This is a genomic window from Methylobacterium sp. UNC300MFChir4.1, from assembly GCF_900110155.1.
Taxonomy (GTDB): domain Bacteria; phylum Pseudomonadota; class Alphaproteobacteria; order Rhizobiales; family Beijerinckiaceae; genus Methylobacterium.
In genome coordinates, this window is sequence record NZ_FOCS01000003.1 from 193103 (window position 1) to 215497 (window position 22395).

General features: G+C 69.4%; 21 protein-coding genes and 1 pseudogene. 14 read left to right on the plus strand and 8 right to left on the minus strand.

Features of this window, described 5'->3' with window-relative positions:
* Nucleotides 1-28: 28 nt before the first annotated feature.
* The 3 genes from BMY19_RS06490 to BMY19_RS06495 form a co-directional block, all read right to left on the minus strand.
* Nucleotides 29-1102, minus strand: a complete 1074-nt coding sequence (locus BMY19_RS06490) for an HD-GYP domain-containing protein (RefSeq protein WP_100251224.1) — start codon at nt 1100-1102, stop codon at nt 29-31.
* 109 nt (nt 1103-1211) lie between these two features.
* The gene (locus BMY19_RS30800; RefSeq protein WP_020092011.1) at nt 1212-1358 is read right to left on the minus strand and encodes a hypothetical protein; all 147 of its coding nucleotides are present in this window, start codon (nt 1356-1358) and stop codon (nt 1212-1214) included.
* 398 nt (nt 1359-1756) lie between these two features.
* The gene (locus tag BMY19_RS06495; RefSeq protein WP_020092012.1) at nt 1757-2449 is read right to left on the minus strand and encodes a GntR family transcriptional regulator; all 693 of its coding nucleotides are present in this window, start codon (nt 2447-2449) and stop codon (nt 1757-1759) included.
* A gap of 478 nt (nt 2450-2927) precedes the next feature.
* Here BMY19_RS06495 and oxlT point away from each other — a divergent pair, with 478 nt between their 5' ends.
* Together oxlT and BMY19_RS06505 are read left to right on the plus strand one after the other, a co-directional pair.
* On the plus strand, nt 2928-4205 hold the full coding sequence (oxlT, locus tag BMY19_RS06500; RefSeq protein WP_020092013.1) for an oxalate/formate MFS antiporter: 1278 nt from the start codon (nt 2928-2930) through the stop codon (nt 4203-4205).
* 113 nt (nt 4206-4318) lie between these two features.
* A complete protein-coding gene (locus tag BMY19_RS06505) occupies nt 4319-4990 on the plus strand; it encodes a class II aldolase/adducin family protein (RefSeq protein ID WP_100251225.1) in 672 nt (223 codons plus the stop codon).
* Nucleotides 4991-5002: 12 nt separating this feature from the next.
* Here BMY19_RS06505 and BMY19_RS06510 read toward each other — a convergent pair whose 3' ends face one another.
* Both BMY19_RS06510 and frc read right to left on the minus strand, forming a co-directional pair.
* Nucleotides 5003-5935: a methionyl-tRNA formyltransferase gene (locus BMY19_RS06510; protein ID WP_020092015.1), complete on the minus strand. Its 933-nt coding sequence runs from the start codon at nt 5933-5935 to the stop codon at nt 5003-5005.
* A 189-nt stretch (nt 5936-6124) separates the two neighbouring features.
* Nucleotides 6125-7402 (minus strand): formyl-CoA transferase, encoded by a 1278-nt coding sequence (frc, locus tag BMY19_RS06515; protein ID WP_020092016.1) that lies wholly within the window; start codon nt 7400-7402, stop codon nt 6125-6127.
* A gap of 471 nt (nt 7403-7873) precedes the next feature.
* On the opposite strand from frc, the gene BMY19_RS06520 reads away from it, so the two are divergent.
* Entirely contained in the window at nt 7874-8152 is a 279-nt protein-coding gene (locus BMY19_RS06520) for a hypothetical protein (RefSeq protein ID WP_012319741.1), read from the plus strand.
* 5 nt (nt 8153-8157) lie between these two features.
* Here BMY19_RS06520 and BMY19_RS06525 read toward each other — a convergent pair whose 3' ends face one another.
* Complete coding sequence (locus tag BMY19_RS06525; protein WP_020092017.1) at nt 8158-8850, minus strand: hypothetical protein; 693 nt, start codon at nt 8848-8850, stop codon at nt 8158-8160.
* Nucleotides 8851-9288: 438 nt separating this feature from the next.
* Here BMY19_RS06525 and BMY19_RS06530 point away from each other — a divergent pair, with 438 nt between their 5' ends.
* From BMY19_RS06530 to BMY19_RS06540, 3 genes are read left to right on the plus strand one after another with little or no spacing between them, the layout of a single operon-like run.
* Nucleotides 9289-11169, plus strand: a complete 1881-nt coding sequence (locus BMY19_RS06530; protein WP_100251226.1) for an MHYT domain-containing protein — start codon at nt 9289-9291, stop codon at nt 11167-11169.
* Complete coding sequence (locus tag BMY19_RS06535; protein WP_020092019.1) at nt 11169-11621, plus strand: response regulator; 453 nt, start codon at nt 11169-11171, stop codon at nt 11619-11621. The genes BMY19_RS06530 and BMY19_RS06535 overlap by 1 nt, the downstream gene beginning before the upstream one ends.
* A complete protein-coding gene (locus tag BMY19_RS06540) occupies nt 11618-12682 on the plus strand; it encodes a sensor histidine kinase (protein ID WP_100251227.1) in 1065 nt (354 codons plus the stop codon). Before BMY19_RS06535 ends, BMY19_RS06540 begins: the two co-directional genes overlap by 4 nt.
* Before the next feature lie 10 nt (nt 12683-12692).
* Here the strand turns inward: BMY19_RS06540 and BMY19_RS06545 are convergent, their stop codons facing one another.
* Nucleotides 12693-13256 carry a TetR/AcrR family transcriptional regulator gene (locus BMY19_RS06545; protein WP_020092021.1) on the minus strand — a complete coding sequence of 188 codons (564 nt, stop codon included), beginning with the start codon at nt 13254-13256 and terminating at the stop codon, nt 12693-12695.
* 139 nt (nt 13257-13395) lie between these two features.
* Here BMY19_RS06545 and BMY19_RS06550 point away from each other — a divergent pair, with 139 nt between their 5' ends.
* The 4 genes from BMY19_RS06550 to BMY19_RS06565 all read left to right on the plus strand — a co-directional run bounded on the left by BMY19_RS06550 (nt 13396) and on the right by BMY19_RS06565 (nt 19039).
* Entirely contained in the window at nt 13396-14457 is a 1062-nt protein-coding gene (locus tag BMY19_RS06550) for an efflux RND transporter periplasmic adaptor subunit (protein ID WP_244526765.1), read from the plus strand.
* A complete protein-coding gene (locus tag BMY19_RS06555; protein ID WP_100251228.1) occupies nt 14454-15551 on the plus strand; it encodes an efflux RND transporter periplasmic adaptor subunit in 1098 nt (365 codons plus the stop codon). The genes BMY19_RS06550 and BMY19_RS06555 overlap by 4 nt, the downstream gene beginning before the upstream one ends.
* A 22-nt stretch (nt 15552-15573) precedes the next feature.
* Nucleotides 15574-18639, plus strand: coding sequence for an efflux RND transporter permease subunit (locus tag BMY19_RS06560; protein ID WP_100251229.1), 3066 nt, complete (start codon nt 15574-15576; stop codon nt 18637-18639).
* 178 nt (nt 18640-18817) lie between these two features.
* On the plus strand, nt 18818-19039 hold the full coding sequence (locus tag BMY19_RS06565; RefSeq protein WP_020092025.1) for a hypothetical protein: 222 nt from the start codon (nt 18818-18820) through the stop codon (nt 19037-19039).
* A 15-nt stretch (nt 19040-19054) separates the two neighbouring features.
* Here the strand turns inward: BMY19_RS06565 and BMY19_RS06570 are convergent, their stop codons facing one another.
* Nucleotides 19055-19432: a 4a-hydroxytetrahydrobiopterin dehydratase gene (locus BMY19_RS06570; protein ID WP_020092026.1), complete on the minus strand. Its 378-nt coding sequence runs from the start codon at nt 19430-19432 to the stop codon at nt 19055-19057.
* A gap of 184 nt (nt 19433-19616) precedes the next feature.
* Between BMY19_RS06570 and BMY19_RS06575 the strand changes: the two genes are divergently transcribed.
* From BMY19_RS06575 to BMY19_RS31760, 4 genes and pseudogenes are all read left to right on the plus strand, one after another.
* Nucleotides 19617-20597 carry an ABC transporter substrate-binding protein gene (locus tag BMY19_RS06575; RefSeq protein ID WP_100251230.1) on the plus strand — a complete coding sequence of 327 codons (981 nt, stop codon included), beginning with the start codon at nt 19617-19619 and terminating at the stop codon, nt 20595-20597.
* Nucleotides 20598-20657: 60 nt separating this feature from the next.
* Nucleotides 20658-21395 (plus strand): ABC transporter permease, encoded by a 738-nt coding sequence (locus BMY19_RS06580; protein WP_056528723.1) that lies wholly within the window; start codon nt 20658-20660, stop codon nt 21393-21395.
* Entirely contained in the window at nt 21376-22110 is a 735-nt protein-coding gene (locus BMY19_RS06585; protein ID WP_100251231.1) for an ABC transporter ATP-binding protein, read from the plus strand. Before BMY19_RS06580 ends, BMY19_RS06585 begins: the two co-directional genes overlap by 20 nt.
* A 174-nt stretch (nt 22111-22284) precedes the next feature.
* Nucleotides 22285-22392, plus strand: a pseudogene (locus BMY19_RS31760) (isocitrate lyase/phosphoenolpyruvate mutase family protein); the annotation flags it as partial.
* Nucleotides 22393-22395 lie beyond the last annotated feature (3 nt).

Consider the following 22395-nt stretch of genomic DNA (forward strand, 5'->3'; position numbering starts at 1 on the left):
GGTCAGGCCGCGAATTCAAGCTGCGGATTCAGGCCGCCAGGGCGCTGCCTTTGAGCATGGAGGGCGCGAAGGCCCGCAGGAGATCCGGATCCAGATGCCCGGCGCTGTCCGTCATGATCGACAGCGCCTCGGCGGGCGAGGCGGGCTGCCGATAGGTCCGCCGCTCGGTCAGCGCGGAGAACACGTCGCAGATCGTCACGATCCGCACGAGGTCGGAGATCGCGGGGCCGGACAGCCGATCGGGATATCCTTTCCCGTCCAGACGCTCGTGGTGGTGGCGGACCACGTCGATCACCGCGTCCTCGAAATCGCCGTGCGCCCGGAGCAGATCGGCGCCGATGTCGGGATGTCGCTGCATCAGCCGCAATTCCTCGGCGTTGAGCGGCCCCGGCTTGTTGAGGATCTCCACGGGGATGCGCGCCTTGCCGATGTCGTGCAGGAGCGCCGACCGCACCAGCAGTGCGAGATCGGTCTGACCGAGCCCGATCTGCGAGCCGAACGTGGCGGCATGGCCCGCGACGCCGAGGGTGTGCTGATAGACGCCGATCTCGTGGCGCCAGACCTCGGCAAGCCACTCGGAGATCCCGACCTCGGAGATGGCCGCCAGAACGAGCTCGGTCCCGCGATCCGCGTCGGCGCGCTGCAGCCGGGCCCCGAGGGCGGCGCTGTCGAAGATCTCGGCGACGACGGCGGTCGCGCCCGAGACGCGCTCCAGGAGCCGGCGCTGCCGCAGCTCTGCGGACCGCGTCGCCTCCTCGATCATGGCGAAGACGTTCGCCAGAACGAGTTGCCGGGGCGAGGCGGCCGGCAGCTGACGCAGATAGCGGGTAGCCGGCATGGGTTCGCCGCGCACGAGGACGAGGCGCGGAACCGGCGGTCCGTGGTGGGGGAGGGTCGACTGCACTCTGGCGGTCTGGGCCGGCGGCAGGTCGAGGATGACGAGGTGCGGGCGGCCTGACGGTAGCGGCGCGCCGGGCGGGATCGACCAGCAGTTCATCACGAGCGCGATGGCACGCTCGAGGGCCGATCGTTCGGACGGGCGGTCCGATACGAGGAGGACGAAGGGGCCGTCCGAGAAAACCGAGGCTGCGCCGAGGGCCAACGCGGTAGCTCCTCGCCCGCACGGTCAACGATCGGTTCACCCTACGCGTAAAATTTGAGGAAAGCGTTACCCCTACGCACTCTCTGGTATCGCGGATCCAGCTCTGACTTCAGGCGAGCTTGGCGTTCGCGACGTCGGCGGTCGGCTCGACAGTGTTCCGGGCACGGTCGGCGGAGAGGAAGTCCGCGAACTTGACGGTGAGCAGCGCCTGGCAGGCGGCGAAGGCGACAAAGATGGCGAGGAAGCTGGCGATCATCGGATTCTCCGGCGCGGTCTGGAACCGCCTCATGTTGCGACGCAATGCGTGCCATGCTGCTGCGCAACTTGGTATGCCAGATTACGAATACCGATTATGTCGAACATGCATGGGGCGCGCAGATCGAGCCCACAAAGTTCGGATTGTTGCCCAGTCATGCATAAAAATGCACAACCGATCAGCTTTGAAAGGTTGTGGCCTCGCCGAACATGTTCTGCAGTGCATCAACGCTTGCGCGCGATTTATATTCAGGCGCGTGCTGAGCTTGTGTGATAGCCGGCGCGGCAAACGAGGGTTCCCCCCGAGCGCCGCTCGCGCCCTTGGCCCATCATCATGCCGCACAGGCACGAGGTGTCGTCCGGGCCGGGCGATCCGTCAGGCGAGGACTGAACGGTCGCTCAATCCAGATAATCGCCGTAGGTGTCGACGTGCTGCGCGAGACCCAGACCGTGCTCGCGAACGAGTCTCTCGGCCAGATCGGCATCACGGGCTTCGAGCGCCGAGATGATGGCGACGTGCTCCCGGATGGAGCGCTCCGCCCGATCGCCCTGCCGGAGCGCGGTGCTGCGGATGCCGCGCACGTGCATGAGCAAATTGCTGGTCAGATCGGCGATCGCCTCGCAGTGACCCAGCGCGATGATCCGCTGATGGAATCGGATGTTCGCGTCCGAATACTCGTCCATGTGTTCGGACGGCTGGCCCTCGAAGAACTCGGGGAAGGATTCGCGCAGCGAGCGGAGCTGGCCGTCGGTGGCGCGCGCGCAGGCGAGGCGTGCCGCCATGCTCTCCAGCGCCGTCCAGGCGTGGATCATGCTGACGATCTCGCGCTTGTTCTTCTTGATCACGAAGACGCCGCGCCGGGCCTCGGAGCGGACGAAGCCTTCCTGCTCCAGAACCGTCAGGGCCTCCCGCACCGGGGTGCGGCTGACACCGAGATCCTGCGACAGCTTGCGCTCGTCGAGCCGCACCTCGTCCGGACGCCCGTAGATGTCCATGTTGGTGATGGCCGTCTTGAGCGCCTCGTAGGCCAATGTCCGGAGACTGGAGCTGGCGACGATGGGCTTCACGCTCAGCGGTTCGGAATTCGACATCCCTCGTCCAGTCAGCTCACACGCATGATGTCTCGCACGCATTCTCTGTCGTGCGCTCTCAAACGACCTAACCCAAACCTTTGCGAGATCCTAGTCGATCGCGGAGCGGTCCCACAGACCTGTGACCATTGCCGGCGCTCGGCACCTGAAAAATTGGCCGCGGCGCGACCATCACCCGTCGCCTAGCGCGACACGTTCGGGAAGGCGATTTAATCCCCGGTCGCGAACCTGTGTTTTTTTGCAGGTTTGATTGACACCCCGGGATTAAATCAGCACCATCTTGCTGGCATACCGTCGACCATCGGACATCAAGGCCGACTCGGCGTCGGATGCTGCTGTACTGCAGAAATTATTTGTCTGCGGGCCAAGAATTTTTCGAAGAATTCAGATCACGTTGTTCTGACAAGCTGCGCCGTGGCAGGGCATAAGCCCGGTTCGAGCGCGAACGCCGACAAGAATACTGCCAAGAGGGAACGGTATGTCCGAGATCGTCAAACCGGTTGGGCGCGGCCGCTGGCTGCAACTGGCCTTCGGCGTCGTCTGCATGTGCATGATTGCCAATATGCAGTACGGCTGGACCTTCTTCGTGAGCCCGATGCAGGAGCGGCACGGCTGGGATCGCGCGGCGATCCAGGTGGCGTTCACGCTGTTCGTCGTCACCGAGACGTGGCTGGTCCCGATCGAGGGCTGGTTCGTGGACAAGTACGGTCCGCGCATCGTCACGCTGTTCGGCGGCCTGCTCTGCGCCGTCGCGTGGGTGATCAATTCCTACGCGGACTCGCTCACCGTGCTCTACATCGCGGCCGCGATCGGCGGCACCGGTGCAGGCGCGGTTTACGGTACCTGCGTGGGCAACTCGCTGAAGTGGTTCCCCGACCGCCGCGGCCTGGCCGCCGGCATCACCGCCATGGGCTTCGGCGCGGGTTCGGCACTCACGGTCGTGCCGATCCAGGCGATGATCAAGTCCCAGGGCTACGAGGCGGCCTTCTTCTACTTCGGGATCGGGCAGGGCGTGATCGTCATGCTGATCGCCCTGTTCCTGCGCGCGCCGGCCAAGGGCCAGGTTCCGGAAGTCGCCCGGGTCAGCCAGTCGAAGCGGGACTACAAGCCCTCCGAGATGGTCCGCACCCCGATCTTCTGGGTCATGTACGCGATGTTCGTCATGATGGCCGCCGGCGGCCTGATGGCCACCGCGCAGCTCGGCCCGATCGCCAAGGACTTCAAGATCGCCGACGTCCCGGTCTCGCTCCTGGGGATCACGCTGCCGGCGCTGACCTTCGCGGCCACGCTCGACCGGGTTCTCAACGGCGTGACGCGCCCGTTCTTCGGCTGGGTCTCCGACCATATCGGCCGCGAGAACACGATGTTCCTGTCCTTCGCGATCGAGGGCCTGGGCATCTACGCGCTGAGCCAGTTCGGCCAGAATCCGATCGCCTTCGTGCTGCTGACCGGTCTCGTGTTCTTCGCGTGGGGCGAGATCTACTCGCTGTTCCCGGCGACCTGCGGCGACACGTTCGGCTCGAAGTACGCGGCGACCAATGCCGGGCTGCTCTACACGGCCAAGGGCACCGCGGCGCTGATCGTTCCCTACACCAGCGTGCTCACGACCATGACCGGAAGCTGGCACACGGTGTTCCTCGCGGCCGCGGCCCTCAACATCCTCGCGGCCCTGCTGGCGCTGTTCGTCCTCAAGCCGATGCGCGCCGCCTACACCAAGAAGCCCGAGGCGGGCCTCGCGCCGGTGCTGGCGCAGTAGCAGGCCCCGATCGCTCGCCGCCGCGGCGCCGAACCGAAGCGAATAAGCCCGGCGCCGTCTTTACGGCGCCGGGCTTCCTGCATACCGGGAACCGGGCCTTCCGGAGATCGAGCATGGACAGGGACGAGCGGATCGCGCGCGAGGGCGTCGTGGCGGCGGCGCGGGCACTCGACGCACAGGGGCTGAACCGCGGCACGTCGGGCAATGTCTCGGTGCGCTTCCGCGACGGGCTCCTGATCACCCCGTCGGGCGTGCCCATCGAACGGATCGGACCGGACGACGTGGTCCGGATGGGTCTCGACGGCACCCACGCGCCGGATCGGAAGCCGTCATCGGAATGGCGCTTCCACCGGGACATCCTCGCGTCCCGTCCGGAATTCCACGCGGTGGTCCACGCGCATCCGGTCTACTGCACCGCCTTCGCGATGTGCGGAGAGGCCATCCCGGCGGTTCACTACATGATCGCGACCTTCGGCGGCCCGACGGTACGCTGCGCGCCCTACGCGCCCTACGGCACCGCGGAACTCTCGGACCTCGCCCTCGCGGCGCTCGTCGACCGCAACGTCTGCCTCCTGGCCAATCACGGCATGATCGCGGCCGGGGCGAGCCTGGAGAAGGCCCTGTGGCTCGCCGTCGAGCTGGAGACGCTCTGCCAGCAATACGCCGTCGCGCGGCAGATCGGGACGCCGATCATCCTGTCCGACGACGAGATCGGCACGACGGTCGAGCGCTTCCGCGGCTACGGTCTGAATGCGGCGCGGCCGACCGCGCCGGAGACGACCTGACGCGCGGGTGACCTAGCGCCCGAGAAACTGACCGACCGCCAGCCCGGCCTCCCGGGCGTACTCGGCGGCCGCGACCTTCTTGCCGCCCTCCGCCTTGACCTTGCGGATCTCGAGGCGCCCGCCCTGCGCGCAGACGCTGAAGCCCTCGTCGTCGACGGCGATCACCTCGCCGGGCTTGCCGACGACGTCGGCGAGCTTGCGGATCCGATGCAGGCTGCTGTCGAAGATCTGGAGCTTCTTGCCGTCGTGCGTGGTCCAGGCACCGGGTGCCGGGTTCGCCGCGCGGATCAGGTTGTAGATCTGCTCGGCGTGGGCCGACCAGTGGATCTCCGCCTCGGCGCCGCGGAACCAACCCTCGTAGCTCGCGGCGTCCTCGTCCTGATCGATCTCGACATGCTGGCCGGCCACGACGAGGTCGGCCGCCTCGAGCATGGCCTCGACGCCCATCGGGAACAGGTTGTCGAAGTAGACGTCGCCCAGGGTCGCGTCGGCGCCGATCGGGCAGGATTTCTGCAGGATCACCGGCCCCTCGTCGAGACCGTCGGTCGGCCGGAAGATCGTCAGGCCGGTCTGCAACTCGCCCCGGGCGATCGGCCAGTTGATCGAGGAGGGGCCCCGGTAACGCGGCAGCAGGCTCGGATGATACTGGATGGTGCCGTGCTTCGGGATGTTGACGAAGCTCTGCGGCGCGAACTGGAGCACGTAGGCCATGACGCCGATATCGGCGTTCAGGCCGCGCATGGCGTCCTCGGCCTCAGGGCTCTTCAGGCTGGGGAACTGGAAAACCGTCAGCCCCTTCTCGACGGCCGCCGTCTTGAGGACGTCCGGCTTGGCGCCGGGCTTCTCAGGCGCGCAGAACACCGCCGCAACCTCATCGCCTCGTTTGAGGAACGCCTCCAGGACCGCTTTTCCGAAATCCTGTTGACCGATGAAGGCGATGCGCATGCAGGCTCCTGGGTGTCATCCGGACCCTGAGCGGGGCCGGGGAGAAACAAACCGAACGCGGGCTCGGCGGCGCGACCGTGCCCCGGCTGTCGAACGGCGTCACCCGGAATCCGGGGCCGCGCTTCACGCACGCCCCCGGATTGTAACATCGGCGATCCGGGATCTCGCCCCCGGATCGCCGGAGACCGATCACTCCGCCGCGATCTTCTGGACCGCGCCGATCGCGCCGGACTCGGCGATCTCGCCAACCTCGGCCTCGGAGTAGCCGAGCACGGAGCGCAGGATCTCATCGGTGTGCTCACCGAGGAGCGGCGAGCGGGTGACCTCGCTCGGGCTCGCCGACAGCTTGATGGGGTTGCCGACCGTCAGGTACTTGCCGCGGGTCGGGTGATCGACCTCCACGATGGTGCCGGTCTTCCGCAGGGACTCGTCCTCGGCGATCTCCTTCATCGACAGGATCGGGCCGCAGGGGATGTCGTATTTGTTCAGGGTGTCCATCACCTCGAACTTCGACACCTTCATCGTCCAGGCCTCGATCCGCGTGAAGATCTCGTTGAGATGCGGCAGGCGGGCCTTCGGGGTCGCGTAGTTCGGATCGGTCTTCCAATCCGGCTCACCGATGATGTCGCAGATCGGCTCCCAGACGGCGGCCTGGGTGATGACGTAGATGTAGGAGTTCGGGTCCTGCTCCCAGCCCTTGCAGCGCAGGATCCGGCCCGGCTGGCCGCCACCGGAATCGTTGCCCGCACGCGGGGTCGCCTCGCCGAACGGGATGCCCTCGCCGAACTGGCTGTACTCCCTGAGAGGCCCGTGCGCGAGACGCTGCTGGTCGCGCAGCTTGACCCGGCAGAGGTTGAGCACGCCGTCCTGCATGGCACAGTCGACCTTCTGGCCGAGGCCGCTCTGGGTCCGGTGATAGAGCGCCGTGACGATGCCGAGGGCGAGGTGCAGGCCGGTGCCGGAATCGCCGATCTGCGCGCCCGTCACCATCGGGATTCCGTCGCGGAAGCCCGTCGTCGACGCGGAGCCGCCGGCGCACTGCGCGACGTTCTCGTAGACTTTGCAATCCTCGTAGCGGCCCGGACCGAAGCCCTTCACGGAGGCCAGGATCATCCGCGGGTTGACCTCGTGGATCTTCTCCCAGGTCAGGCCCATGCGGGCGAGGGCGCCGGGCGCGAAATTCTCGACCAGGACGTCGCATTCCTTGATCAGCCGCCAGAGAACCTCCTTGCCCTTCGGGTTCTTCGAGTCGAGCGTGATCGACCGCTTGTTGTGGTTCAGCATCGTGAAATAGAGGCTGTCCACGTCCGGGATGTCCTGAAGCTGCTGACGCGTGGCGTCCCCCGCGCCCGGCCGCTCGACCTTGATGACGTCGGCGCCGAACCAAGCCAGGAGCTGCGTACAGGTCGGGCCGGATTGAACGTGGGTGAAGTCCAGGATGCGGACGCCTTCGAGGGCCTTGGTCATGATCGGTCTCGGAGCTGGAGTCGGTTTGGGGATGTCGGAGGGCGGCTCAGGCCGCGCGGGATATCGGTTCGATGCCTGCACGGGCCCGTGACGCGCGTGCCGCGACTGAGGGGCAGGGGCCTTCCATCCTCGAACGGATCATGTCTGTTCTCCCTCCCACAGCGCGGTCCCGTCGTATCGCGACACCGTCACGCGGACCCGGGGTGACGAGTCCGCCAATTTGTATACCACATGCCATTTGCCGGATGCGAGTGCCTATTGTGGACACCTCCAGCAGCGGCCGATGGCCGACCGTAAGCCGGTGCGGGCTCGCGCTCAACACGCTGCACAGCGTGCATGGGGTCCGGGGCGGCGACCCCTTGGCATTCGCCGACAGGCGGTCCATGATTTCGCCAAAATTGCCCCAGCCGCGGGATGAAAAACGCGCCGCGGCCGTGGGTGAAACGATGCAACGCTGCACGAGGAACGCCCATGCTCGCCAGCACCAGCCTGATCAAGTCGTCCTGGATCGCCGTCGACGTCGCCCACGACCGCGCCGAGCGCGTCCTGGTGGTCGAGACCTACATCGCCGTCAGCCCGCTCGAACCGAATTACGACGCCGCGCAGTACGAGCGGGTGCTCGCCTGCGTTCAGAAGGTGCTCAAGACGCACCCGGAGATCGACCGCGCGTCGATCCTGAGCATGCATCGCGGCTCCGGCTGTACGGCTCTGTTCCGCGACACGCCCGCGAAGCAGCCCGCGGCGGCCTGAGGCGTTCAGGCCTCGCCGCCCTCGGTCGGTCGGGACAGGTCCGGCGGCTCGAGGGCGACGCGGGCCGCGTGGAACCACCAGAGCGGGATGTCGCGATTGGCCTTCGCCAGTTCCGACGCCCATCCCTCCTTGGGCATGACGTCGGCCCGGTCGGCGAACAGGCGCAGCGCCGCCTCCGCGCGTTCCCGTCGGCAACGCTCCTCGATCGCCCGCCGCTCGGCCTCGGCGCGGGCGTCGGTCTGCTCAATGAGGCGCCGGGTCGCGAGATCGTCGGCGTCGAAGGCGAATTGCTGCCAGAACGCCTCGGCTTCCCGCGCGACATCCCGCTCGCGGCGCAGCGTCGCGAGCGCTTCCTCCGCGGTGTGCCGCGCCGTCTCGGCGGCCTCGGCGCGGGCGACGAGGCGGTTGTTCGCCTCCAGCAGCTCCCGCTCGCGCTCGGGCGACATCCGTTGCCGGCGCAGCACCCGCAGCTCCTCCTCGTCGGCATGGCGGGCGGCCATCAGGTCCGCGAGCGGACCGGCCGCCAGGGCGTCGGCGGATCGGCGATAGCGCTCGCGCAGGCCCGGGTGGCGGGCCTCAAGGTCCGTGTCGGTCCAGGCGGCGCGATCCTCCCCGTCCGTCCGCTCGCAATCGTACAGAGCCTGCGCCAGGGCTTCGCGCAGGTCGTCCGGAAATCGTGCCGCGGCGTGTCCGTTCATGAACCTGCATTCGCGTTGAGCGATCGACAGAACCTAGAACGCGCGCGCCCGCTGGGAGAGACCGTCGCTGTGTGACGAACGCGTTTTTTTTCGACGCGGCTCGGCCGCGCGGCGGCGGCGATACGCGCCTGTCCACCGAGGCATTCCGGCCGGGATGCCAGCGTCGCCGTCATCCAGCCTCTGGCGCGCATCCTGTCTGCCGGTCTCGTCTGACGGGAGTCGCGGTGGATCATTGCTGACCCTGCTTGCCTGAGCCTGTGTGGCGCGCACCGGGATGCCGATCGCGATGGCCGATCCGCTCTGGTCCCGGCGCCGGTCTCGGAGCTCGCCGACGCGGCTCGATGTTCGGGAGCTTCATGCGTCTCGGAATCGCGATAGCGCCGACGGATCACCCGGGATACATCGCGAGAAGGCTCCTTCACGCGTCGATCGCAGTCGATGGTCCATACTGGCTACAATCCGGCGCTGGTCGCCCTGTCGATCGGCCTCGCGATCTTCGCGTCCTACACCGCCCTGGACCTGGGCGCGCGGATCCGCGGGCCCGTCGCGGGACCGCGCTGGCCGTGGATCGCCGGCGCCGCCCTCGCCATGGGCGGGGGCATCTGGTCGATGCACTTCATCGGCATGCTGGCCTTCGAGATGGGCCTGCCGGCCGCCTACGATACCGGGCTCACGCTCCTGTCCCTCGCGATCGCCGTCGCGGCGACCGGCGCCGCCTTCCTGTGGGTGGCGCGCGTCGGCGAGGGGACCGGCAGCCTTCTCGTCGCCGGCCCGCTGATGGGCCTGGGCGTCGCAGGCATGCACTACACCGGCATGGCGGCGCTGCGGATCCCCGGCGACCTCGCCTATAGCCCGGCGATCATCGCGCTCTCGGTGGCGATCGCCGTGACCGCGGCGACCGCCGCCCTGTGGCTCTCCTTCCGGCAACACGGCGTCTGGCAGAAGCTCGTCGCGGCCTGCGTGATGGGCCTCGCGGTGGCGGGCATGCACTACACCGGCATGGCGGCGGCGACGATCACCGCCGAGGCGGGCGGCGCCCACGCCGCCCACGCGGTGACCGGCGCCCCGGCCCAGCAGAACCTCGCCCTCTACGTCGCCGGTGCCACGTTCCTCATCCTGTTCCTGGCGATGCTCGCCTCGTCGCTGGACCAGCAGCGCGTGCAGCGCGAGCTCCAGGCGAGCGAGGCGCGGTTCCGGGCCGCCGTGCAAGCCGTGCGCGGCGTGCTCTGGACCAACGATGCGGCGGGCCGGATGCTCGGCGAGCAGCCGGGCTGGAGCGCGATCACCGGTCAGACGCGGGCGGAGTATCAGGGCTACGGCTGGGCCGACGCAGTCCATCCCGACGACATGGAGGCCTCCGTCGAGACGTGGAACGCGACCGTCCGGGCGCGGCGCACCTACGTCCACGAGCACCGGGTCCGGGTGCGCGACGGGACGTGGCGACACTTCGCGATCCGCGCCATCCCGGTCCTCGACGCGCGGGGCGAGATCCGCGAGTGGGTCGGCGTCCACACGGACATCACCGAGCAGCGTCAGGCCGAAGCCGACCTGCGCGAGTCCAACGAGGAGATCCAGCGCTACGCCTACATCGTCAGCCACGACCTGCGCGCGCCGCTGGTCAACGTGATGGGATTCACGAGCGAGCTGGAGGCGACCCGGACCGAGGTCGCCGCGGCCCTCCGGGATCACCCGGCTGCAGAGCGGCTCGACGCCGATTTCGGCGAGGCGCTCGGCTTCATCAAGGCGGCGGTGAACCGGATGGAGGGGCTGATCGCCGCCATCCTGAAGCTCTCGCGAGAGGGCCGGCGACAATTCTCGCCAGAGGCCCTCGACATGACGAGCGTGCTCCGCGGCGTGGCCGACGCCCAGCGGCATCAGGCGGAGGCGGTCGGGGCCACGGTGACGATCGCCCGCGACCTGCCCGAGATCGTCGCCGACCGGCTCGCGATCGAGCAGGTCTTCGGCAACCTGCTGGACAACGCCGTGAAGTACCTCGACCCGAACCGGCCCGGACGGATCACCGTCACGGCCAAGGCCGTGGGCGAACGCGGCGTCTGCTTCTCCGTCGCCGACAACGGCCGGGGGATCGCCGCGCGGGACCATGCCCGCGTCTTCGAACTCTTCCGCCGATCAGGCGCCCAGGACCGCCCGGGCGAGGGGATCGGTCTCGCCCACGTGAAGGCGCTGGTGCGCTCGTTCGGGGGCCGGATCGAGATCCGTTCAGAACTCGGTGTGGGCACAACGTTCGACGTGACCTTGCCGCACGGGACAGCTACAGCGGTCCGGATTGACCCCGAACCGGCGCCCATCGCCGCCTAATGAGCGTGGAGCGGCCCGTGCACCCCGTCAGCATCGTGATGATCGAGGATGACGAGGGCCATGCGCGCCTGATCGAGCGCAACATCCGACGCGCCGGCGTCAACAACGACATCGTGCCGTTCCGCAACGGCACTTCGGCGCTGGACTATCTGCTCGGGCCGGACGGCTCCGGCGAGGCGAGCGCCCGACGGCACCTGCTGATCCTGCTCGACCTCAACCTGCCGGACATGACCGGCCTCGACATCCTCGAGAAGGTGAAGGCGAACCCGCACACGCGTCGGTCCCCGGTGGTGGTCCTGACCACGACGGACGACAGCCGCGAGATCCAGCGCTGCTACGACCTCGGGGCCAACGTCTACATCACCAAGCCGGTGAGCTACGACGGCTTCGCGAACGCGATCCGCCAGCTCGGGCTGTTCTTCTCGGTCATGCAGGTTCCGCAGAACCCATGACCGCTCGGCGTGCCAGCGGGGACGGCACCGCCGCGGCGGCACGCATCCTCTACATCGACGACGATCCCGGCCTCGGCCGCCTGGTCCGGCGCGCCCTCGAGGCGCGCGGCTACGCGGTCGAACTCTGTCCCGACGGCGCGGCGGGGCTGGCGCGGCTCGCCCAGGGCGGGATCGACGCCGTCGCCCTCGACCACCACATGCCGGGACAGACGGGCCTCCACCTGCTGCCCGAGATCCGCGCGCTGCCCGAGGCGCCGCCGGTCATCTACGTGACCGGCTCCGAGGACAGCCGCGTCGCCGTGGCGGCCCTGAAGGCCGGAGCGGTGGACTACGTCTGGAAGGACGTCCAGGGTCAGTTCCGCGAGCTGCTCGGCGAGGCCGTCGCCACCGCCCTCCGGCAGGAGAGCCTGCGGCGCGACAAGGAGCGGGCCGAGGCCGAGATGCGCGAGGCGCGCGACCGCGCCGAGCTGCTGCTGCGCGAGGTCAACCACCGCGTGGCCAACTCCCTGGCCCTCGTCGCCGCCCTGGCGCACATGCAGCGCAACGCCGTCACCGACCCGGCCGCCAAGGCGGCGCTCGACGAGATGCAGGCCCGGATCTCGGCGATCGCCGGCATCCACCGCCGCCTCTACACGTCCGACGACGTCGAATCCGTCGAGCTCGACGCCTACCTGCAGAGCTTGGTCGAGGAGTTGCAGGCCGCCATGCGGGCGAGCGGGCGCGACCACGCGATCCGCCTTCGTGCCGCGCCGGTGCGGCTCTCGACCGACAAGGCCGTGTCGGTCGGCGTGGTCGTGACCGAACTCGTGACCAACGCCTACAAGTACGCCTACCCGGTCGGCACGTCGGGCGAGATCCGCGTCGCGGTCGAGCGGGACGCCGCCGACACCGTGCTGCTCGCCGTCGAGGATGACGGTATCGGCTGGACCGGGGAGGGCGAGGTCCGCGGCACCGGTCTCGGGTCGCGCATCGTGCGCGCCATGGCGTCGAACCTGCGCTCGGCCCTGTCGTATGCCCCCCGAAGCGCCGGGACGCGCGCCGTCCTCGCGTTCCAGGCCTGAGCGTCCGGATCTAGCCGCCGGCTCGCCCGGCGATGCGGTCGAGGGCCTCGAGCATCGGCGCCAGGGCGTCCTCGTCGAGTTGCTGGAAGCCCAGCGCCCGACTCATGAACAGACCGAGGATGGCGAAGTACAGGACCGAGCCCTCGCCCGGGGGAGCGCCCTCGATCCGTCCGAGCTGGTCCAGCTGATCCGCGACGAACGCCTGGAAGTCTTTCTGCGCCTCCGGTGACTCCATCGATGCCAGCAGGAGTGCGCGCGCCGCTTCGTTGTCGTCGCAGTAATGCCCGCGGATATGCGCCACCATCGCCCTGGGAAGCTGCGACGGGCCGGCCGGTATCTCCCGCGCGCAGGCGTCGATCTCGGCGCGCACGTCCGCGAGCTTGCGGGCGACCAGCGCGCCCACCAGGGCGTCCTTCGACGCGTAATGGTGCAGGACGCCGCCTTTGCTCAGACCGGCCTCGGCCGCGACCGCGTCGATGGTCAGCCCGCGGACGCCTCCCTTCAGGAGAACGGCCGCGGCCGCCTCCAGGATGATCTCGGGGCGCGCCGCCAGTCGCTGTCGCTTCGCCTGCATCACGGACCTGCACTAAAAACCGTCTGGACGGTATGTAACGGATGGCGTAGGAACGCGCCACGCAATTCGCACGAGTCGCGCCGACACGGTCGATCGCATGAACCGCATCGCCTTCCTTCCATCCGCATCTGCGCTGCTGATGTTAACCGCGCTCGCGTCGATCGGGTGCGCCCAGGCCGCGCCCGAGACGGCGCTCGACTCCGCCGTGGCGCGCGTGCGGGTCGTGCAGGCGCGTCGCACACCGATGGCGCTCGACGTGGTGGTGACCGGCGACGTCCAGGCCCAGGCGCAGGTCAACGTCTCGTTCCGGACGAACGGGAAGGTCGCCGAGCGGCGCGTCGAGGTCGGCGACCACGTCACGGCCAATCAGGTCCTCGCCGTCCTCGAACCCCTGACGCAGCAGGCGAATCTCGACAACGCCAAGGCCGCCCTGGCTTCGGCCGAGGCGCTGCTGACGCAGGCGAAGATGTCGTACGAGCGCCAGAAGCAGCTCCTGGCCGGCGGCTTCACGACCCGCTCGACCTACGACAACGCCGAGCAGGAACTGCGCACCACGCAGGCGGCGGTCGACTCGGCCAAGGCGGCGCTGGGAACCGCGCAGGAGCAGTTCTCCTATACCGAGCTGCGCGCGGGCGTGTCCGGCGTGGTGACGAGCCGCAGCTTCGAGGTCGGCCAAGTGGTCCAGTCGGGCCAGACCGTGCTGGTCGTCGCGCAGGACGGGCCCCGCGACGCGGTCTTCAACGTCTACGAATCGCTGCTGGCCCAGCCGCCGGCCGGCGACACCGTCGCGGTGGCGCTGCAGTCGGACCCGTCCGTCACCGCGGTCGGGACCGTGCGGGAGATCTCTCCCACCGTGGATGCCGCCAGCGGCACGGTGCGGGTCAAGATCGGCCTTAAGTCGACGCCCGCCGCCATGGGGCTCGGCGCCGTCGTGATCGGCCGCGGGCGCTTCGCGCCGCACGAATCGGTGATCCTGCCCTGGTCGGCGCTCTACCGCTACGACGGGAAGCCCTCGGTGTGGGTCTACGATCCGGACCGGAAGACCGTCTCGGTCCGCGCGGTGGAGATCGATCGCTTCGGCCCCGATATCATCGCGCTGAAGCGCGGCGTCGAGCCGGGCGAGCGCGTGGTCGTCGCCGGCATCCAGTTCCTGCGTCCCGGCCAGACGGTCGCGGCCGCCGAGATCGGAGACCGCCCATGACGGCGCGCGCGCATCTCGTCCTGGGCCTCCTCGCGACGGCACTGGCCGGGTGCAACGGTCACGGCGAGGAGGGGGGCGAGGCCGCGGCGGCCCCGGTCCGTCCGGTGCTGACGCAGGTTGTCGTACCGAGCGACACCGTCACGTTCGGGCCGTTCGCCGGCACGATCGAGCCGCGCTACCAGGCGCAGCTCGGCTTCCAGATCCCTGGGCGCATGGTCGCGCGGGACGTGACGATCGGCGACCTCGTCACCCGCGGCCAGCGCCTCGCGGCCCTCGACACCATCGTGACCCGTTTCGACCTGACCCGCGCCGAGGCCGACCTGGCCGACGCGAAGGCGCAGGCCGAGAACGCAGAGGCCGCGGAGTCGCGGACCCGGCGCCTGATGACCGGCAACGCCGTCTCCCAGGCGACGCTCGACCAGGCTGTCGCCAAGCGCGAGACCGCCCGGGCCCGGGTGGATCAGGCGATGGCGAGCCTCCAGAAGGCCCGCGACCAGATGGGCTACACTGAGCTGAAGGCCGAGTTCGACGGTGTCGTGACCCAGCGCCTCGCCGAGGTCGGCCAAGTGCTCAGCGCCGGCCAGGGCGTCGTGACCGTGGCGCGGCCCGACGTCCGCGAGGCGGTGGTCGACATTCCCGAGGCCCATGTCGGGGCTCTGCCGTCGGACGGCGTGTTCACCGTCGCGCTCCAGAGCGCGCCGGAGCTGACGGCGCGCGGGCGCGTCCGCGAGATCGCGCCCCTCGCCGAGTCGGGGACGCGGTCCAAGCGCATCCGGATCACCCTGGACGATCCCGGCCCGGCCTTCCGGCTCGGCGCGACCATCAACGTGTCGCTCATGCGCAAGGTCGCGCCCACCGTCCTTCTGCCCGCCTCGGCGCTGCTTGAGGACGGTGACCGCCGCTCGGTCTGGGTCGTCTCGCCCGACGGGAAGTCGGTAGCGCGCCGCGACGTCACCGTGGCGGCGCGGGACAACGCCGAGGACGGCCGCGTCGCGGTCGTCGCCGGCCTGAAGGCCGGCGAGCGCGTCGTGGTCGCGGGCGTCCACGTCATCAAGGAAGGCCAGGCCGTGCGCCTGACCGACGGCGCCGTCTGATCCGGCCGCACGGGGTTTTCGCGTGAAGGACTTCAACCTTTCCGACTGGGCGCTCGGGCACCGCTCGTTCGTCTGGTTCCTCATGCTGGTCTCGCTGATCGCGGGCCTGATGGCCTACACCCGCCTCGGCCGTGAGGAGGATCCGCCCTTCACCATCAAGACCATGGTGGTGCAGACCACGTGGCCGGGCGCGACCATCAAGGACACCCTCGATCAGGTCACCGACCGGGTCGAGAAGGAGCTCCAGCAGCTCAACGGCCTCGACTTCGTCCGCAGCTACACGACGCCCGGATCGTCGACAGTCTTCGTCCAGTTCCGCGACACGCTCAAGAAGAACGAGATCCAGCCGGCCTTCTACCAGGTCCGCAAGCGGCTCGGGGACATCAAGGGTCAGTTCCCGGAGGGCGTGCAGGGTCCGTTCTTCAACGACGAGTTCGGCGACGTCTACGGCAATATCTACGCGTTCACGGCCGACGGCCTGACGCACCGGCAGCTGCGCGACTACGTCGAGGGCATCCGCACCGAGGTCCTGCGGGTGCCCAATATCGGCAAGACCCAGCTGATCGGCACGCAGGACGAGACGATCTACCTCGACTTCTCCACCCGGAAGCTCGCCGGCTACGGCATCGATTTCCAGGCCCTGATCAAGGCCCTGCAGGCGCAGAACGCGGTCTCGGCCTCCGGCGTGGTGCAGGCCGGGCCGGAGCGCATCTCGCTGCGGGTCAGCGGCTCCTTCGCCTCCGAGGCCTCGCTCCAGGATTTCAACCTGCGGGTCAATGACCGCTTCTTTCGCCTCGCCGACATCGCCGAGATCAGCCGCGGCTACGAGGATCCGCCCGCACCGCTGTTCCGGGTGGACGGCAAGCCCGCGATCGGCCTCGCCATCGCGATGCGTCCGGGCGCCAACCTGCTGCATTTCGGAGAGGCGCTGAAGGAGCGCATGCGCGCCATCGAGGCCACCCTGCCGCTCGGTGTCGGCGTCCATCTCGTGTCGGACCAGCCCAAGCAGGTCGAGCACGCGGTCGGCGGCTTCACCCAGGCGCTGGTCGAGGCCGTCATCATCGTGCTGGGGGTGAGCTTCGTGAGCCTCGGCGTCCGGGCCGGCCTCGTCGTCTCCGTGTCGATCCCGCTGGTGCTGGCGATCGTCTTCGTCGTCATGCAGATCATGGACGTCACCCTCCAGCGCATCTCCCTCGGCGCGCTGATCATCGCGCTCGGCCTCCTCGTCGACGACGCCATGATCACCGTCGAGATGATGGTGGCCCGCCTGGAGCGGGGCGACACGCTGCGGAAGGCCGCCACCTTCGCCTACACGTCGACGGCGTTCCCGATGCTGACCGGGACGCTCGTGACGGTGGCGGGCTTCCTGCCGATCGGCTTCAACGGCTCCGGCGCCGGCGAGTACACCTACTCGCTGTTCGTGGTGATCGCGGCCTCGCTGCTGGTCTCCTGGGTCGTGGCGGTCCTGTTCGCGCCGCTCGTCGGCGTCACGCTCCTGCCGAAGACCATGAAGCACCACACGGAGAAGGAGGGGATCTTCACGCGCCTGTTCGTCTGGGCGCTGCGGCTCGCCATGCGCTGGCACTGGACGACGGTGGTGGTCTGTCTCGGGCTGATGGCGGCGGCCATCGTCGGGATGGGGCACGTGCAGCAGCAGTTCTTCCCGTCCTCGGACCGGTCCGAGGTGCTGGTGGACCTGACCCTTCCGCAGAACGCCACCATCGCCGAGACCCGGGCGCAGATGGACCGGTTCGAGGCGAACCTGAAGGACGATCCGGACGTGACGAGCTGGTCGTCCTACGTCGGCGAGGGCGCGGTCCGCTTCTACCTCCCGCTCGATCAGCAGCTCGCCAACGCGTTCTTCGGCCAGATCGTCATCGTCACGAAGTCGCTGGAGGTGCGCGACCGCGTGATGGCGCGCCTGCAGACGATCGGCCTGCACGACTTCGTCGGCACCGACGTGCTGGTGCAGCCCCTGAGCCTCGGGCCGCCCGTGGGCCGGCCGGTGCAGTACCGCCTCAGCGGCCCGAACATGGAGACGGTGCGCCGCCTGTCGCTCGACCTCGCCAACGTGGTGGCGGCCGACAAGCGCCTCGACGTGCCGACCTTCGACTGGAACGAGCCCGGCAAGGTGCTGCGCGTCGAGATCCTCCAGGACAAGGCGCGCCAGCTCGGCGTGACCAGCCAGGACGTCGCCGGCATCCTGAACGGGATCGAGGGCGGCCAGGCGATCACGCAGGTCCGGGACTCGATCTACCTCGTCAACGTCGTCGGCCGCGCCCGCGCCGCCGAGCGGTCGTCGCTGGACACCCTGCAGTCGCTGCAGGTCGGTCTCGCAAACGGCACGGTGGTGCCGGTGCTCGCCTTCGCGCGGATCGGCTACGATCTCGAGCAGCCGATCGTCTGGCGCCGGGACCGCCTCCCGACCGTGACGGTGCGCGCCACGATCCACGACGCGACCCAGCCGGCCACCATCGTGGCCGCCCTGCAGCCCGGTCTCGACGCCTTCATCAAGGCGCTCCCGGAGGGCTACACGGTCCAGACCGGCGGCGCCGTCGAGGAATCCGCCAAGGGCCAGGGCCCGATCGCGGCCGTGGTCCCGGTCATGCTGCTGGCCATGGCGTTCCTGCTGATGATGCAGCTCCAGAGCTTCGGCCGGATGCTCCTCGTCTTCACCGTGGCACCGCTCGGCCTGATCGGCGTGGTGCCGGCGCTGCTCCTGTTCGACAAGCCGATGGGCTTCGTCGCCATCCTGGGCATCCTGGCGCTCATCGGGATCATCATCCGCAACGCGGTGATCCTGGTGAGCCAGATCGAGGAGTTCCGGGCCGAGGGGATGGCGCCCTGGCAGGCGGTCTTCGAGGCGACCCACCACCGTATGCGGCCGATCCTCCTGACCGCCGCCGCGGCGAGCCTGGGCCTGATCCCCATCGCCCGCGAGGTGTTCTGGGGGCCGATGGCCTTCGCGATGATCGGCGGGATCCTGGCGGCGACCTTCCTGACGCTCCTGTTCCTGCCCGCCCTCTACATCGGCTGCTACCGCATCCGCCCGGAGACGGGCGGCGCGCCGGCGCCCCACGCCGGCTGATCGGCCGGATCACGCGATCGCGGCGCCCGCGGGCGCCGCGAGGAACGGTCGGCCCGCCCCTCCGCCCCCTCAGGGCGGGCCGACCGTGACCAAGTTTCACGCGGGTTGGACCGCACCGCCGGAAACCCGGCCGTACTCCCGCGCGTAGGGTGCGACGGAACCGAGGACCGTCTTGCCCATGAACGCCTTCATCGCCGTCGTCCTGGTCTGCGCCAACGGGATCGCGCAGGAGTCCTGCACGGACGCCCAGGCGCTCGAGGTCCGCAAGGTCCGGGTCGCCAACGAACTCGGCTGCGCCACCGGCTGGCAGGAGATCATCGCCCGCACCGAGCTGCGCGAGGAGATCGGCAAGACCGCCTACCTGAAGACGGAGTGCCGCCGAGTGAAGGAGCCGCGGTGACGCCCACGGCGGCCGCTACTTCTCGTACTTGATGTAGGCGAAGCGCGGATCGGTCGGGGTGCCCTCGAGCCCCTGTCCCTCCAGGCCCGGCTGCCAGGAGACGACCTCCTCGATCTTCCGGGCGAGGGCGAAATCCTTGTCGGTGATGCCCTTGGCCGCGTGGTTCATCAGCCGGACCTCGACCCAGGCGTAGGACGCCGTGATGTCGGGATGGTGCCAGGCCGCCTCGGCCAGGTGCCCGACGGTGTTGATCACCATCAGTGTGCTCTTCCAGCCGGATGTCTTGTAGGTGCGCCGGATCCACCCGTCTTCCAGGCGCCATGCGGGCAGCTCGGCCTTCAGCCGCGCCTCCACGGTCGCGTCGTCCAGTGCGCCCTCGCGTCGCTCGCTCATGATCCATCTCCGATGAAACCGTCGCGGCCGAGGGTGCCGCCGCGGCCGGTTGCGCGCAAGCGTGTTTGCCACGGTGGACGGAAACCGGTGTGAGCCCTATGACCTTTTGGCAATGGCGTCCGGCTCGATCGGCACTCCAGTCTGCCGCCGCTGAAGACTGCGCAATACGATGGGAGAAGGCGTGATGCTGTCACGGCGCGCGATGCTCGCCGGGGGCCTGCTCGGCGGCCTCGGCCTGCGGGCGGCGCGCGCCGACGTGCCGACGATCCGCCTCGGCAGCCTGCCCTTCGGCACGTCCACCTGGGAGGCGGCGGTGATCAAGGCCCGCGGCCTCGACACGGCCAACGGCTTCGAGCTCGACGCGGTCAAGCTCGCCGGCAACGACGCGGCCCGGATCAGCTTCATCGGCGGGCAGGTCGACACGATCATCGGCGACCTGCTCTGGGCTGCCCGCCTCGGCAACGACGGCCAAGCGGTCCGCTTCATCCCGTACTCGACCTCCGAGGGCGGCGTGATGGTACCGGGCGGCAGCCCGGTGAAGAGCCTCAAGGATCTCGCGGGCAAGCGCCTCGGGGTGGCGGGCGGCCCCCTGGACAAGAACTGGCTCCTCCTCCGGGCACAGGCCAAGGACGCGGCCGGCATCGACCTCGAGCAGGCCGCCGAGATCGCCTACGGCGCCCCGCCGCTGATCACGCTGAAGCTGGAGCAGGGCGCCCTCGACGCGGCGCTGACCTACTGGACCTACTGCGCCCGCCTCAAGGCCAAGGGCTATCGGCAGCTGGTCGGGGCCGAGGACATCATGCACGCCCTCGGGGTCCCGGGCGACGTGGCGCTGATCGGCTACCTGTTCCAGGACGCCACCGTGAAGGAGAAGCCCGCGGCCGTGGCGGCCTTCGCCCGAGCCTCGCGCGCCGCCAAGGACATGCTCGCCTCCGACCCGAGCACGTGGGAGATCGTACGCCCGCTGATGGCGGCGGAGGACGAGGCGACCTTCGAGGCCCTGAAGCACGATTTCCTGGCCGGCATACCGCGCCGCTCCATCGCGGAGGAGCGCGCCGACGCCGAGAAGCTCTACGCGGTGATGGCGCGGCTCGGCGGCGCCCGCCTCGTCGGAAAGGGCAACGCGCTCCCGCCGGACCTCTACTACACCGGCCGCAATGGTTGAGGCGGCCGCCCGGCGGGCGCGCGTGTCGACCGTCAAGACTATCAGGATCATCGGGACCGCATGGGCGCGCTGACCCGTATCGCGTCCCTGGCCGTGCTCCTCGCCGCCTGGCAGTTCGCCGCGATGGAGGCGGGCTCCCGCCTGCTGCCGGCGCCCCTCGCGGTGCTGCGCTTCATCGTTCAGGAGGCGGAGCGCGGCGACCTCGCGCACAACGTGGGCATGACGCTGCTCCGCGTGGCGATCTCCTTCACCGTGGCGATGGTCCTCGGCGTCCTCCTCGGCGTCGCGCTCGGACGGTCCAAGGCCGCCGACCTCACCCTCGACACGCCGCTGCTAGTCCTCCTGAACACGCCTGCCCTGGTGATCACGGTCCTGGCCTATGTCTGGGTCGGCCTCACCGAGACCGCCGCGATCCTGGCGGTGGTGCTCAACAAGCTGCCGAACGTCGCGGTGATCGTGCGCGAGGGCGCGCGGAATCTCGATCCCGGGCTCGACGAGATGGCCCGCGCCTACCGGCTCGACCGGCGCAGCTGGGCCCGCGACATCCTGATCCCGCAGCTCCAGCCCTACATGGTCACGGCGGCGCGGTCGGGCCTCTCGCTCGCCTGGAAGATCGTGCTGGTCGTGGAGCTGCTCGGGCGCCCGGACGGGGTCGGCTTCGCGATCAACTACTACTTCGTCCAGAGCACCGACGTGGCGGCCATCATCGGCTACAGCCTCGTCTTCATGGCCGTGATGATCGGCATCGACGTCCTCCTCCTCCAGCGGCTCGAAGCCTATGTCCGTCGCTGGCGCTGAGCCCGTCCTCAAGGTCGCGATCGCGTCGAAATGGTACCGGCCCGCCCGGGCCGAGGCGGTCGAGGCCGTCCGGAACCTGACCTTCGGCGTCGGCGCCGGGGAGATCGTCTGCCTGATCGGGCCGTCGGGCGCCGGCAAGACCACCACCCTGCGGATCCTGCTCGGCCTCGACACCGCCTTCGAGGGCCGCGTCTCCGGCGCGGACCGGGCGGGCATCGTGTTCCAGGAGCCGCGGCTGCTGCCCTGGCGCAGCGTCGAGCACAACGTCCGCCTCGGCCTGCCCCGGGCACGACGCGGGCGCGATCTCGACGATCTGTTCGCGCGGCTCGGCCTGACGGCGTGGCGGACGCGCTACCCGAAGGCCCTGTCGCTGGGCATGCAGCGGCGCGTGGCGCTGGCGCGCGCCCTGGCCGACGGCCCGCGCGTCCTCGTCCTCGACGAACCGTTCGTGTCCCTCGACGACGCCGCCGCCGCGGAGCTGCGCGGCCTCGTGGTGGACACGGTGGACCGGGCCGGCATGAGCGTGCTGATGGTGACGCACAACGTCGCCGAGGCGATCGGGATCGCAGACCGGCTGCTCCTCGTGTCGCGGCGCCCGGCCAGTCTCATCGCCGACGTCCGCCTCGACCGGCCGCGCCGGGAACGCGACCGCGCCTGGGCCGAGGCGACGCGGGCGAACCTCGCCGCGCAGCATCCGGAGATCATCGCGCAGTGACGCGTGTCGCGCCGGCCGTTCGGCCGATGCCATCGGTCCAGATCGGCCACTGCGTTCAGCGCGCCTCCAGAACGGATCGTTGAACCTCCCTCCATCTCAACCTCGGACGATCCCCGGCCAGGCAGGCCATCCCCCCGCGGGACCCGATTGGCGTAGGGGCGCCCGAGGGAGGTGCGGATCAGTATCGGCGGGTGGTTCGCGCGGGCGGTCCTCGGCGGTCTCGCGCACGCGGCGCGGGAGGTGCTGGAACGCGGCACCTTCAGCGACGCGGCGGAGGCCGTGTCG